Below are 13,811 nucleotides of genomic sequence, written 5' to 3' on the forward strand. Positions count from 1 at the left end.
GGAGCGGGACCATACTCGAAAAGCCGATTCGGCGATTCGACAAGGAGACACCCCATGCAACCACTGCGAACCCTGAGTGCCGCCGTGGCGCTGGCCGCACTGTTCCCCGGCCTGGCGCTGGCCGACCTGCACACCGAATCCGTGACCTACGAGCACGACGGCCAGACCTTCGAGGGCTTTATCGCCTGGGATCCGTCGGTCGACGGTCCGCGCCCGGGCGTGCTGGTGGTCCACGAATGGTGGGGACACAACGACTACGCCCGCAGCCGCGCCGAGCAGCTGGCCGCGGAAGGCTACACCGCCTTCTCGCTGGACATGTACGGCGACGGCCGCACCGCGGACCATCCGTCCGAGGCCGGCGAATTCGCCGGGCAGGTGCGCGAAAACCGGGACATGATGCTGGAGCGCTTCGGCGCAGCGCATGACTACCTGCGCGGCCACGATCAGACCGCGGACCAGCCGGTGGCGGCCGTGGGCTACTGCTTTGGCGGCACGGTGGCGCTGGAAGCAGCACGCGCCGGAGCCGATCTGGCCGTGGTGGCAAGCTTCCATGGCGCACTGGCCACCGAGCACCCGGCGTCGGCCGACACCCTGAAGCCCGAAGTCCTGGTCTTCAATGGCGCGGCCGACCCGATGGTGCCGAAGGAACAGGTGGATGCCTTCCGCGAGGAGATGGACAACGCCGACGCGGACTGGACCCTGGTGGATTTCGGTGGCGTGCTGCACAGCTTTACCAACCCCGACGCCGACAGCATCGCCGAGCGCTTCGACATGCCGGTGGGCTATGACGAACGCGCCGACCGGGATTCCTGGCAGCACCTGCTGGGGGCCCTGGAGCGTCGCCTGAAGTAGACCCGACGCGGGCGCTGCACGAACCTCCGGGGGGCTCAGAACCCCCGGAGGTAGATCAGTACGCCCAGGAAGATCACGGCCAGCACCGCGGCCACCAGCACCCCGCGGAACCATGGCCGCGACCACAGGCGATCACTGGGCGGATCGAAGCTGGCTTTCCCGGAGCCGGTCGGGGTCGGGGGCTCCCCCCCCTGGTCAGTGGAAGACTCCTCGGCCACCGGCGCGGCCTTCGGCCCCCCGTTGAGCTCCAGCTCCAGATCACGGATGCGCGCGCGCAGGGACTTGTTCTTGTGCACCGCCTCGGACAGCTCGCGTTCCCGCTGTTCAAGGCTGGCGCGGAGCTGACCCAGCGTACTCCCCTGATCGGAGCACTGCGTCTTCAGCTCGTGCTGTGCAGTCTCGGCAGCCGATGCGCGCTCGGTCTGCTGATTGCGCTCCCTGCGCAGGCGCTCGGCGGTCTTGTTTGCCGCATCCCGCTCTTCCCGGGCCTTGTCCCGTTCGCGCTCCAGCTCGACCAGCTCGTGCTCCAGCCGGATCACCTCGCCTTCCAGCTCGGTCACCCGCTGCTGGCGGTCGTCGTCGGACGCGGCCCCGGCCTCCTCCGCCGATTGTTCCTGTGCCTGCTCCAGGGTCTCGCTGGCCTCGCTCAGGCGCTGGCGCGCCTCTTCCAGCTCCTGCTCGAGCGAACGGCTCTTTTCCTCATATTCGTCGGCGCGCTGATAGGCCGCGGTGGCATCATCGCGGGATTCCGCCAGGGCCTGGCGCAGCCGCTCCAGTTCGTTGTGCAGCTCGCGGTCGCCGGAGGAGCTCTGACGCAGCATGAGTTCCCGGCGCAGCCGCTCGACCTCGTCACGCAGGTGGCGCAGCTCGGCCTCGGTCTCTTCATCGGGTGCGGCGTGTTCGGGCAGGAGCTCGGCCACGACCTCGCGGACCCGTCCGGGGACAAACGGCTTCTTGAGCACGGCGTTCGCACCCATGGAACGCCAGTCTTCCTCGGACTGTTCGTCATTCTCCTGCCCCGTAACGATCCCCACGGGCAGATCCGCCGGCACGCCGTCGGCGCCGTCCCGGATGCGCATCAGGAGGTCCTGCCCGTCGAGCTTCGGCATGGAGAGGTCAGTCAGCACCAGACCGATGTCGTTCTGCTCCTGCATCCGGGCCCAGGCCTCTTCCCCGTCCGCGGCCTCGTACACGGTATGGGTATCCCGGAGGATGCGCTGCAGGGCCACGCGGATGACCTTGGAGTCATCCACGACCAGAACGGCCGTACGTGGCCCGCCTTTGCCGGCGCCGGCCCCGGGCGTTTCGCTCGTCACTGCTTCCGCCATGGTTACCCCCTGAATGCCTCGATGCCTTTCCGTGGCCTCCCGCGCGCACGCACCGATCGACCTGTCCATGCTTCAGATTACGGACGATCGCCGAACAAAGCCACCCCGTCGGGGCGGACACCCCCGGACGCCCTTCACGTTTTGGATCCAGGCCGTACTATACGGGGCTGGATTTCCAGTCGATTGCGTAGAGGTCCCGCCGGCGGTCGCGCAGGTTGCGCACCGAACCGTGGTTGCGCAGTTCCTTGAGATTGTCCAGGTCGAGATCCACGATCAGGGTCATCTCCGTGTTGGGAGTCGCCTCGGCCGCCACCGCGTCATGCGGGAAGGCAAAGTCCGACGGAGTGAACACCGCAGCCTGCGAATACTGCATGTCCATGTTCTCCACCCGCGGCAGGTTGCCCACCGAACCGGACATGACCACGTAGCACTCGTTCTCGATGGCCCGGGCCTGGGCGCAGCGACGCACGCGCAGGTAGGCGTTCTTGGTATCGGTCCAGTAGGGGACGAACAGGATCTGCAGGCCATGATCGGCCATCACGCGGGGAAGTTCGGGAAACTCCACGTCGTAGCAGATGAGGATGCCGATCTTGCCGAAGTCGGTGTCGAAGACATGCACCTCCTCACCGCCCTGCAGGCCCCAGTAGCCGATCTCGTCGGGGGTCACGTGCAGCTTGTACTGGCGGTCCCAGGTCCCGTCGCGGCGGCACAGGTAGGACACGTTGCGCAGCACGTCGTCGTGGTACTCGGGCATCGACCCGGCGACGATGTTGATGTTGTAGGACAGCGCCAGGCGCACCATCTCCTCGCGGATGTCCTCGGTGTACTCCGCCAGCCGGCGCACGGCCTCGGCCGGATAGTCCTGGTTGAACGCCCCCATCAGCGGTCCGTTGAAGAACTCCGGGAACAGCACGCAGTCGGCGCGGTAACCCGACACCGCGTCCACGAAGTACTCCACCTGCTGGAACAGGGCATCGAGGTCGGCGGTAGGCCGCATCTGCCACTGGACCACGCCGATGCGCACGTCCGAGCGGCTTCCGCCGATCAGCTTTTCCTTTTCCTCGTAGTAGATGTTGAGCCATTCGATCAGCGTGGCATACGCCCCGGACTTTTCGTCGTCCGGGAGGTAGTCCGTGATGATCTTGCGCACGTGGAAGTCGTTCGCCAGCTGGAAGGTCAGGATCGGATCGGTGACCTCGTGGTTCTTGACCTTCTCCACGTACTGCTGCGGCGTCATCTCTTCACGATGGGCCTCGTATCCGGGGATGCGTCCGCCGGCCACGATCGCGCGCAGGTTCAGCTTTTCGCACAGCTCCTTGCGCGCGTCGTACAGGCGCCGCCCCAGCCGCAGGCCGCGGTAATCGGGGTGCACGAAGATGTCCACGCCGTAGAGCGTGTCCCCGTCCGGGTCGTGAGTGGTGAGAAAGCCGTTGCCGGTGATCTGCCAGTAGTTGTGGTGATCGCCGAAGCGCTTGTACTCGACGATCAGGCTGATCGCCGCCGCCACCACCTTCCCGTTGTCCTCGATGCAGATCTGCCCTTCGGGAAAGCGCGTCACCTGGGAGCGGAACTGCGCCTCGCTCCAGGCCCCGTCCAGGTCCTGGTATACCCGCTCCATGATTTCGCGGATGTCGTCGTAGTCCTCCAGTCGGGTCTGGCGCAGAGTGAGGACGTGCTGGGTGGAATCGCTTTCCTGACCTGAGGTCATGCGGGGCTCCGTTGGTATGGGGCGACGGGCGCGGGCGCCCGCCGGGTCATGCCTGCAGGATACAAACATCCGGCGACGCGCGGAAACCGGGACAGGTCTTCCACGGTATTCCACCCACGAAAAAGGCCCCGCACGGGGCGGGGCCTGATTCGGGTCGCAGGGCGGACCCTGCGGTTACGCGCTGCGCGCCTCGCGCTCGGCCGCGGCTTCCGCCTTGGCCTCGTCGCTGTCGTCGTAGCCGATATTCGGCGCGAGCCAGCGCTCGGCCTCCTCGAACGACATGCCCTTGCGCTTCGCATAGTCCTCGACCTGGTCGCGGTTGACCTTGCCGAGGCCGAAGTAACGCGACTCCGGGTGCGCGAAGTACCAGCCGGAGACGGCCGACACCGGCAGCATGGCATAGCTCTCGGTGAGCGTCATGTCGGCGTTTTCCTCCGCCTGCAGCAGCTCCCAGAGCGTGGCCTTCTCGGTGTGCTCGGGGCAGGCCGGGTAACCGGGTGCCGGACGGATGCCCTGATACTTCTCTTCGATCAGGTCCTCGTTCTCGAGCTGCTCGTCCGCGACGTAACCCCAGTAGTACTTGCGCACGTATTCGTGCATGCACTCGGCAAAGGCCTCGGCCAGGCGGTCCGCCAGGCTCTTCACAAGGATGGCGTGGTAGTCGTCGTTGGCCTTTTCATATTCTTCGGCCTTCGCATCCACGTCACCGCCGGCACTGACGGCAAACGCACCGATGTAGTCCGGGCCACCGGCCTCCTTCGGCATGACGAAGTCCGCCAGCGAGTGGCTGGGCTGACCGCGACGCTTCTCGGTCTGCTGGCGCAGGTGGTGCAGTTTCTTCAGCACCTGGCTGCGGTTCTCGTCGGTGTAGACCTCGATGTCGTCGTGATCGACGCTGTTCGCCGGGAAGAAGCCGACCACGCCGCGGCAGGTGACCCACTTCTCGTCGATCATCCGCTGCAGCATCTCCTGGCCGTCCTTGAACAGCTTGCGTGCCTCCTCGCCGACCTTTTCGTCTTCGAGGATGCGCGGATAGGCCGCATGCAGCTGCCAGGAATGGAAGAACGGCGTCCAGTCGATATACTCCTTGACCTTGTTCAGGTCGAAGTCATCGAAGCGCAGCAGCACCGAGCCATCGCCGTGCGGATGCAGCACGGTCGGCTCGCCCGGCAGGTCCTCGGTCTCCAGCGCCTTCGGCTTCGCCGGGGCGTAGGCGGACCAGTCGATCTCCGGCTTGTTGGCGCGCGCCTTCTCTAGCGACAGCCACTGGACCTTCTTCTTGCGCCCGGCGTTCTGCACGCGCAGCTTCTCGTATTCCTCGCGGATCTCGGCGGCGTAGTTCTCGCGCAGTTCGGGGCTGATCAGGCTCTGGGCCACACCCACGGCACGCGAGGCGTCCTTCACCCAAACCACCGGGCCGGAGTAGTTCGGCTCGATCTTGACCGCGGTGTGGGCGCGCGAGGTGGTCGCGCCGCCAATCATCAGCGGCGTGGTCATGCCCTCGCGCTCGAGATCGGCGGCGAAGTTGGCCATCTCCTCCAGCGAGGGCGTGATCAGGCCGGACAGGCCGATGACGTCGACATCATGCTCCTTGGCGGCCTTCAGGATCTCGGCACCCGGCTGCATCACGCCGATGTCGATGACCTCGAAGTTGTTGCACTGCAGGACCACGCCGACGATGTTCTTGCCGATGTCGTGGACGTCGCCCTTCACGGTGGCCATCAGGATCTTGCCGTTGTTCTCGGTACCGGTCTTCTCGGCCTCGATGTACGGGATCAGGTGGGCCACGGCCTTCTTCATCACGCGCGCGGACTTGACCACCTGCGGCAGGAACATCTTGCCCTCGCCGAACAGGTCGCCGACCACGTTCATGCCGTCCATCAGCGGGCCTTCGATCACCTGGATCGGGCGGTCGTAGGCCTGACGGGCCTCTTCAGTGTCGTCCACCACGTAGGTGTCGATACCCTTGACCAGGGAGTGCTCGAGGCGCTTGCTGACTTCCCACTCGCGCCACTCGAGGTTCTCTTCCTTCTTGCCGCCGCCCTGGCCCTTGTATTCCTCGGACAGCTCGAGCAGCCGGTCGGTCGCGTCGTCGCGACGGTTCAGGACCACGTCCTCGACCGCTTCCTTCAGCTTCTCGTCGATGTCGTCGTACACCGCCAGCTGACCGGCGTTAACGATCCCCATGTCCATACCCGCCTTGATGGCGTGGTACAGGAACACGGCGTGGATCGCCTCGCGGACCGGCTCGTTGCCGCGGAAGGAGAACGACACGTTCGACACGCCGCCGGAGATCAGCGCGTGCGGCAGATCATTCTTGATGCGACGGGTGGCCTCGATGAAGTCCACGCCATAGTTGTTGTGCTCCTCGATACCGGTCGCGACCGCGAAGATGTTCGGGTCGAAGATGATGTCTTCGGCCGGGAAACCGACCTTCTCGGTCAGCAGCTTGTAGGCCCGGGTGCAGATCTCGACGCGGCGCTGCTCGTTGTCGGCCTGGCCGTCCTCGTCAAAGGCCATGACCACGATCGCGGCCCCGTAGCGGCGGCACAGCTCGGCCTGCTTGATGAAGTTCTCCTCGCCCTCCTTCATGGAGATCGAGTTGACCACCGGCTTGCCCTGCACGCACTTCAGGCCCGCCTCGATGATCTCGAACTTGGAGGAGTCGATCATCACCGGCACACGAGCGATGTCGGGCTCGCCGGCCAGCAGGTTGAGGAAGCGGACCATCGCATCCTGCGACTCCAGCATGCCCTCGTCCATGTTGACGTCGATGATCTGGGCACCGCCCTCGACCTGGTTCAGCGCGACTTCCAGCGCGACGTCGTATTCCTCGTTCTGGATCAGGCGCAGGAACTTGCGCGAGCCGGTCACGTTGGTGCGCTCGCCGACGTTCACGAACAGCGAGTCGTCGGTGATGTTGCACGGCTCCAGACCGGACAGACGGCAGGCCGGAGAAACCTCCGGCACCTTGCGCGGCGGGAATTTCTCGACCGCCTCGCGCATGGCGCGGATGTGCTCGGGCAGGGTGCCACAGCAGCCGCCGATGATGTTCAGCATGCCCTGTTCGGCCCACGGGCCGACATCCGCAGCCATCTGCTCCGGGCTCTCGTCGTAGTCGCCGAATTCGTTCGGCAGACCGGCGTTCGGGTGCGCGGAGACGTGGGTATCGGCGATGCGCGACAGCTCTTCCACGTACTGGCGCATTTCCTTCGCACCCAGGGCGCAGTTCAGGCCGATGGACACGGGGTTCGCGTGGCGTACCGAATTCCAGAAGGCCTCGGTGGTCTGGCCCGACAGGGTGCGCCCGGAGGCATCGGTGATGGTCCCGGAGATCATGATCGGGAGGTCCTTCCCGAGCTCGTCTTCCAGGGTCTTGACCGCGAAGATCGCGGCCTTGGCGTTCAGGGTGTCGAACACCGTCTCGATCAGCAGCAAGTCGACGCCGCCCTCGATCAGGGCCTCGGCGGCCTCCTTGTACGCAGCGACCAGGGTGTCGAAATCGACGTTGCGCGCACCCGGGTCGTTCACGTCCGGGGAGATCGAGGCCGTACGGTTGGTCGGGCCAAGGATGCCAGCAACGAAACGCGGCTTGTCCGGGGTCTTCTCGGTCCAGGCGTCGGCGGCCTTGCGCGCGAGCTTGGCGGATTCGCGGTTCAGCTCGGGGACCAGGTCCTCCATGTGGTAGTCCGCCATCGCGATGCGGGTACCGTTGAAGGTATTCGCCTCGATGATGTCGGCGCCGGCCTCGAGGTAATCATTGTGGATCTGCTCGATGATGTCCGGGCGGGTCAGGGAGAGCAGGTCGTTGTTGCCCTTCAGGTCGGATTCCCAGTCCTTGAAGCGCTCGCCGCGATAATCGGCTTCCCCCAGCTCGTACAGCTGGATGGTCGTGCCCATACCGCCATCCAGGATCAGGATGCGTTCTTTCAGGGCGTTCTCGATATCTTGTCGCGTTGCCGTCATGTGCGGTACACCATTGGTTTCAAATGTCATTACTTTAGCATGCCGGGCATCGAACTCCGGTCATGTCCCGCCGGTGGCGGGGTCACGGCCCGGGACGCATTGGCGCCCCGGGCCGGAGCTGTCACGATAGCGGAATGCAGGAATCCCCGATCCGCTGGTATCTGACCGCCCCGCAGCCCTGTCCGTACATCACGGACGGGCGCGAGATGCAGTCCCTGCTGGTCGACCCCGAGGCCCGGCTGGATGCCGCCGGCTTCGGGGCCCTGCTGGCCGAGGGCTTTCGCCGCAGCGGCCGTTTTGTCTATCGCCACCACTGCCCGGCCTGCGATGCCTGCGTGCCGGTGCGCATCCCGGTGCCCACCTTCCGGCCGAACCGCAGCCAGCGCCGCTGCCTGCGCGCCAACGCCGACCTCGATATCGAACATCGCGCCCCGCCGGGGGCGGGGGACGGTCGCACCGAGGCCGACCTGGACGAACACATGCCGCTGTTCCTGCGCTATCTGCGCAACCGCCACGCGGGTGGCGGCATGGAGCAGATGAATCGCGAGGAATACGCCGGCATGCTGACGGAACGCAGCGCCCCGGTGGAGCTGCTGGAGTTCCGCCGCGCCGGACAACTGCTCGGCGTCGCCATCACCGATCGTACGCCGCAGGGGCTGTCGGCCATGTATACCTTCTACGAGCCGGATCTTCCGGCCCGTGCGCTGGGCACGTTCGGCATCCTGTGCCAGATCGAGCATGCGCGGAACCTGAGCCTGCCGCATGTCTATCTCGGGTACTGGATCCCGAACGCACCCCGCATGGACTACAAGATACACTTCCGCCCCGCCGAGGGTCGACGGGGCGGAATCTGGCGGGCCCCGGACGACGCACGCCCGCGGGACCCGCGATAACGGGCCTTCTTAGTCCGGCTTGCGGAAGCGGAAGATGCCCCAGGTCAGGTACCCGGAGTTGCCCCCGTCGACCCAGTGCTGCAGGCCCTGCTTCATGCGGTCCATGTAGTCCTGCGAGATGAAGCGCTTGAGCTCGTCCTCGCGGGATTCCAGCTCCTGCTTCACGCGACCGTAGTGCGTCGAGATCTGCCCGGAATGCTCCTCGAAACCGATCTCGCGCAGCCCGGCCTTCTGCGCCGCATCGCGGTACAGGGACGGGGAAGCCAGCGAATCGAGGTGGATCCGCGCAAGGATCGGGTCCAGCACGCCCCCGGGGCAGTCATCGGTCTGCATCGGATCGGTGAAGATCAGCCAGCCACCCGGCTTGAGCAGCCGCGCCGCCTCCTGGATGACCTTGTACTTGTCCTCGTTCGGGCTGTGCAGGAACGAATCCTCGGACCACACCACGTCGTAGGTCGCGTCCGGCTCGTCCACCTTCTCGAAGGAACCGTCGACCACGGTGATCTTGTGGTCCAGCTTGCGCGCCTTGTTGATCTCGCGATCGCGCTCGTTCTCCTTCTCGGAGAGGTTCAGCGCGGTCACGTCACAACCGTAGTTCTCGACCAGGTAGCGGGCCACGCCACCATAGCCCGCGCCCATGTCGATCACGCGCCATTCCGGCTGCGGCTCGCCCAGCAGGTCGGCCATGTGGGCGACGGTACGGCGGCTGGCATCACCGATCGGCTCGTCCTGGTACTCGTACAGGCCGATATGCAGGTCTTCACCGCCCCACACCATCTTGTAGAAGGTGTCGGCGTCCGCACTGTTGTAATAGTCGCGCGCCGTTTCAACGACGTCAGAATACTCCTGGCTCATCGATCCTCGCCCTCGATATAGGTCTTGTCGGCGACGTGAATGAAGAAGTCCGGGTCGGCCTCGCGATAGGTCTCCTGGAAGTCCCCGTAGGTGTCGATCTTCTGGAAACCGACCTCGCGCATCAGGCGGCGGACGTAGGCCTTGCGCAGCGGGAACATGTTCAGGAAGTACTCGGAACCGTCAGGGAAGCGGTACTGGAAACGGGCCAGGCCTTCGTCGACGTGGGCCGGTTCCACCTGCACGTTGTCACCGCAGTAGTAGTACGTGTGCTTGGACGAGTAGCCGTGATCCAGGATGGTGTCGTAGTTGCGCTGGTCGAGGATCAGCACGCCGTCGTGGCGCAGCGCGGCATAGAACTCGGCCAGGGCCTTGCGGCGGTCGTGCTCGTTGAACAGGTGGGTGAACGAGTTGCCGAGGCAGACCACGGCGTCGTAGTGGCCGTGGATGTCGCGGTTGAGCATGCGCCAGTCAGCCTGCACCGTGCGCAGGATGTGGCCGCGCGAACGGCCGTTCTCGAAGGCCTTGACGAGCATCTCGGGGCTGCCGTCGGCGGTGACCACGTCAAAGCCCGCCTCGATCAGCTGGACCGAGTGGAAGCCGGTACCGGCCGCGACGTCCAGCACGCGCTTGGCGCCGCGCTTCTTCAGTTCCTCGATGAAGAACGTGCCTTCGCTCTTGGCGCGGCTGTCCCAGTCGATCAGATCGTCCCACTTGTCGACAAAACCCGTGGTGTATTCCTCAAGGTAATGGTCGGTATCGCGGGTTTCCGTCGGCTTCTCGCCGAAGTCCTGATCGTTCTTCACGTTCGCTGACATGGTGATTCCTCTTGGCTTTGCTGCAATGAAGTGCACCCGCAGCCCTCGTGGCCGCGGACGCACCGGGTTACAACACCTGCATGACCGAAAACGACCTCGCATCCCGGGTCGCTGGCATGAAACTTCTCCTGCGAGGACCGGGTACGGGCGGCCCGTCATCGCGGGCTCCCGAGACGGATGCGTTGTTTCCAGCATCCGGCGCCGGCCTGGCCGGCGGTTCCTGACACCCGGAAGGATTCGGTGGTTGCCCGGGTGCCGAGCCGTGGTCTGGCGGCTTTCGCTCGCCTGGCTCGGGGATCGCAAACGGTGCCATGCGTTGCGTCGGAACGCAGGCGTTGTGTCCGAAAGTGTTTTTATACGCTAAAGGTTTTGCGCCCAAATTACAAACCCGCCACCGGCCGCACCGTCCGGCACCCCACCCGCCCGAACGGCCGCGACAAGGCCGGCACCTTCGCTATAATGGCCGTTTTGACGCGATTTCGAGGTCCCATGACTACTCAGGCTCCCGTGCGCCGCGCGCTGCTGTCCGTTTCCGAAAAAACCGGCGTGGTGGAACTCGCCCGCCACCTCCATGAACGCAGCGTCGAACTGCTCTCCACCGGTGGTACCGCGCGGCTGCTGAGCGAACACGGGATCCCGGTCACCGAGGTCTCGGAACACACCGGCTTCCCCGAGATCATGGACGGACGAGTCAAGACCCTGCATCCGCGGGTGCACGGCGGCCTGCTGGGCCGGCGGGACACGGACGCCGGGGCGATGGAGACCCATGACATCCCTCCGATCGATCTTCTGGTGGTGAATCTGTACCCCTTCGAGAACACCGTGGCCCGGCCCGACACCACCCTGGACGATGCGATCGAGAACATCGACATCGGCGGCCCGGCCATGCTGCGCGCGGCCGCCAAGAACTACCGTGACGTGACCGTGGCGACCGACCCGGGCCAGTACCGCACGATCATTGACGCCCTGGACGAACACGGCGGCATCCCGGCCCCGCTGCGCTTTCGCTTCGCGGTGGCGGCGTTCGATCACGTCGCCCGCTACGATGCGGCGATCAGCAATTATCTGTCGGCACTGGATGACGACAGTCACCAGGAAGACTTCCCGGGCCAGCTCAACGCGACTTTCGAGCGCGTCGAATCCCTGCGCTACGGCGAAAACCCGCATCAGCGGGCGGCGTTCTATCGCGACCCGCAGCCGGCTCCGGGGGCCCTCGCCAGCTACCGCCAGCACCAGGGCAAGTCGCTGTCCTACAACAACCTGGCGGATGCCGATGCCGCCTGGGAGTGCGTGCGCCAATTCGACGAAGCGGCCTGCGTGATCGTCAAGCATGCCAATCCCTGCGGGGTCGCGGTCGCCCCGTCCCAGCTGATGAGCTACGAGCGCGCGTTCCAGACCGACCCGACCTCGGCCTTCGGCGGCATCATCGCGTTCAACCGCCCGCTGGAGGGTGACGCCGCGCAGGCCATCATCAGTCGCCAGTTCGTCGAGGTGGTGATGGCGCCGGAAATCACTCCCGGCGCCCTGCGCGCGCTGAGCGCGAAGAAGAACGTGCGCGTGCTGGAGATCCCGGACGCCCCCGCCGCCCCGGGGCTGGACTACAAGCGCATCGGGGGCGGACTGCTGGTGCAGGACACCGACCGCGGCTCGCTGGCCGACGCAGACCTGAAGATCGTCACCGCGCGCGCACCCACCGAGCAGGAGAACCGCGACCTGGCCTTCGCCTGGCAGGTGGGCAAGTACGTAAAATCCAACGCCATCGTATATGCCCGCGACCAGCAGACCGTCGGCGTGGGCGCCGGCCAGATGAGCCGGGTGTATTCCGCACGCATCGCCGGGATCAAGGCCGCCGACGAGGGTCTGCAGGTGGCCGGTTCGGTGATGGCCTCGGACGCCTTCTTCCCGTTCCGCGACGGCATCGATGCCGCCGCCAGCGCCGGCATCACCGCGGTGATCCAGCCGGGCGGCTCGATGCGCGACGAAGAAGTCATCGCCGCGGCCGACGAGCACGGCATCGCGATGGTCTTCACCGGCATGCGCCACTTCCGCCACTGATCGCGGCCGCAGGAGAACGCTCATGAACGGAACGGCCATCAACGTCCTGGTGATCGGCGGCGGCGGGCGCGAACACGCCCTCGCCTGGAAACTGGCGCAGTCCGCGCGGGTCGCGCGGGTGCTGGTCGCGCCGGGCAATGCCGGCACCGCCGGCGAACCCGGCTGCGAGAACGTCGACTGCGCCGCCACCGACATCGACGGCCTGCTCGCCGTGGCCCGGAACGAGGATGTCGCCTTCACCGTGGTCGGGCCCGAGGCACCGCTGGTTGCGGGCGTGGTGGATGCCTTCCGCGCCGCCGGCCAGCCGATCTTCGGTCCCACCGCCGACGCCGCGCGCCTGGAGGGATCGAAATCCTTCGCCAAGGATTTCATGCAGCGCCACGGCATCCCCACGGCGGCGTACGGCAGCTTCGAGGACGAGGACGCCGCGCTGGCGTTCATCGACACCCACGGCGCGCCCATCGTGGTGAAGGCCGACGGCCTGGCCGCCGGCAAGGGCGTGATCCTCGCGCAGACCACGGACGAGGCGCGCGCCGCGGTACGCGACATGCTGGCCGGCAATGCCTTCGGCGAGGCAGGGCACCGGGTGGTCGTCGAGGAATTCCTGCAGGGCGAGGAGGCCAGCTTCATCTGCATGGTGGACGGCGAGCACGTGCTGCCGCTGGCCTCCTCGCAGGACCACAAGGCGCGCGATGACGGCGACCGTGGCCCCAACACCGGGGGCATGGGTGCCTATTCGCCGGCCCCGGTGGTCACCGACACCCTGCACGACCGCATCCTGCACGAGGTCATCGAACCCGTGGTGCGCGGCATGGCCGCCGACGGCGAGGCCTATACCGGGTTCCTGTATGCCGGGATCATGGTCGATGCCGACGGCAACCCGAAGGTGCTGGAATTCAACTGCCGTTTTGGCGACCCGGAGACCCAGCCGATCCTGATGCGCCTGGAAAGCGACCTGGCGGGTCTGGTCGAGGCCGCGCTGGACGGCCGGCTCGACCAGGTGGAAGCCCGCTGGGACCCGCGCGTGGCGCTGGGCGTGGTCGCCGCCGCCGAGGGCTACCCGGACGCATACCGCAAGGGCGATGTGATCGAGGGCCTGGAGGCGGTGGAGCCGCTTCCCGACGCCCGCGTATTCCATGCCGGCACCACCATCGACGACCATGGGCAGGTCATCACCGCCGGAGGCCGCGTGCTGTGCGTGGTTGGTCTGGGGACCGATTATGCCGACGCGCAGAAAAAGACCTACACCGCCCTCGGGGAAATCCGCTTCGAGGGTATATACTTCCGTACCGATATTGGACACCGCGCCATCGACCGCCCCGCCTGAACGGCGCCGGGG

General features: G+C 66.1%; 9 protein-coding genes. 4 read left to right on the forward strand and 5 right to left on the reverse strand.

Annotation, left to right across the window (positions count from 1 at the left end; translation table 11 throughout):
- The first annotated feature begins 54 nt into the window (after positions 1-54).
- Positions 55-852 (forward strand): dienelactone hydrolase family protein, encoded by a 798-nt coding sequence (locus tag D577_RS0108360; protein ID WP_018947051.1) that lies wholly within the window; start codon positions 55-57, stop codon positions 850-852.
- 35 nt (positions 853-887) lie between these two features.
- Here the strand turns inward: D577_RS0108360 and D577_RS0108365 are convergent, their stop codons facing one another.
- The 3 genes from D577_RS0108365 to metH form a co-directional block, all read right to left on the reverse strand.
- Positions 888-2,180, reverse strand: a complete 1,293-nt coding sequence (locus D577_RS0108365) for a response regulator (RefSeq protein ID WP_018947052.1) — start codon at positions 2,178-2,180, stop codon at positions 888-890.
- A gap of 157 nt (positions 2,181-2,337) precedes the next feature.
- Positions 2,338-3,888 carry a bifunctional GNAT family N-acetyltransferase/carbon-nitrogen hydrolase family protein gene (locus D577_RS0108370; protein ID WP_018947053.1) on the reverse strand — a complete coding sequence of 517 codons (1,551 nt, stop codon included), beginning with the start codon at positions 3,886-3,888 and terminating at the stop codon, positions 2,338-2,340.
- Positions 3,889-4,062: 174 nt separating this feature from the next.
- Entirely contained in the window at positions 4,063-7,854 is a 3,792-nt protein-coding gene (gene metH / locus D577_RS0108375) for a methionine synthase (RefSeq protein WP_026288984.1), read from the reverse strand.
- Positions 7,855-7,988: 134 nt separating this feature from the next.
- Between metH and D577_RS0108380 the strand changes: the two genes are divergently transcribed.
- A complete protein-coding gene (locus tag D577_RS0108380) occupies positions 7,989-8,747 on the forward strand; it encodes an arginyltransferase (RefSeq protein ID WP_018947055.1) in 759 nt (252 codons plus the stop codon).
- A gap of 9 nt (positions 8,748-8,756) precedes the next feature.
- Here D577_RS0108380 and D577_RS0108385 read toward each other — a convergent pair whose 3' ends face one another.
- The gene (locus D577_RS0108385; RefSeq protein WP_018947056.1) at positions 8,757-9,602 is read right to left on the reverse strand and encodes a methyltransferase domain-containing protein; all 846 of its coding nucleotides are present in this window, start codon (positions 9,600-9,602) and stop codon (positions 8,757-8,759) included.
- Positions 9,599-10,417: a class I SAM-dependent methyltransferase gene (locus tag D577_RS0108390; RefSeq protein WP_018947057.1), complete on the reverse strand. Its 819-nt coding sequence runs from the start codon at positions 10,415-10,417 to the stop codon at positions 9,599-9,601. The genes D577_RS0108385 and D577_RS0108390 overlap by 4 nt, the downstream gene beginning before the upstream one ends.
- Before the next feature lie 489 nt (positions 10,418-10,906).
- Between D577_RS0108390 and purH the strand changes: the two genes are divergently transcribed.
- The gene (gene purH, locus D577_RS0108395; protein ID WP_026288985.1) at positions 10,907-12,472 is read left to right on the forward strand and encodes a bifunctional phosphoribosylaminoimidazolecarboxamide formyltransferase/IMP cyclohydrolase; all 1,566 of its coding nucleotides are present in this window, start codon (positions 10,907-10,909) and stop codon (positions 12,470-12,472) included.
- Positions 12,473-12,509: 37 nt separating this feature from the next.
- Complete coding sequence (purD, locus tag D577_RS0108400; protein ID WP_026279423.1) at positions 12,510-13,799, forward strand: phosphoribosylamine--glycine ligase; 1,290 nt, start codon at positions 12,510-12,512, stop codon at positions 13,797-13,799.
- Positions 13,800-13,811 lie beyond the last annotated feature (12 nt).

It is taken from the genome of Thioalkalivibrio sp. AKL17 (genome assembly GCF_000377885.1).
GTDB lineage: Bacteria > Pseudomonadota > Gammaproteobacteria > Ectothiorhodospirales > Ectothiorhodospiraceae > Thioalkalivibrio > Thioalkalivibrio halophilus.

Coding starts and splice junctions, on each gene's coding strand:
- D577_RS0108360 (WP_018947051.1), top strand. CDS start 55: ATGCAACCACTGCGAACCCTGAGTGCCGCCGTGGCGCTGGCCGCACTG.
- D577_RS0108365 (WP_018947052.1), bottom strand. CDS start 2,180: ATGGCGGAAGCAGTGACGAGCGAAACGCCCGGGGCCGGCGCCGGCAAA.
- D577_RS0108370 (WP_018947053.1), bottom strand. CDS start 3,888: ATGACCTCAGGTCAGGAAAGCGATTCCACCCAGCACGTCCTCACTCTG.
- metH (WP_026288984.1), bottom strand. CDS start 7,854: ATGACGGCAACGCGACAAGATATCGAGAACGCCCTGAAAGAACGCATC.
- D577_RS0108380 (WP_018947055.1), top strand. CDS start 7,989: ATGCAGGAATCCCCGATCCGCTGGTATCTGACCGCCCCGCAGCCCTGT.
- D577_RS0108385 (WP_018947056.1), bottom strand. CDS start 9,602: ATGAGCCAGGAGTATTCTGACGTCGTTGAAACGGCGCGCGACTATTAC.
- D577_RS0108390 (WP_018947057.1), bottom strand. CDS start 10,417: ATGTCAGCGAACGTGAAGAACGATCAGGACTTCGGCGAGAAGCCGACG.
- purH (WP_026288985.1), top strand. CDS start 10,907: ATGACTACTCAGGCTCCCGTGCGCCGCGCGCTGCTGTCCGTTTCCGAA.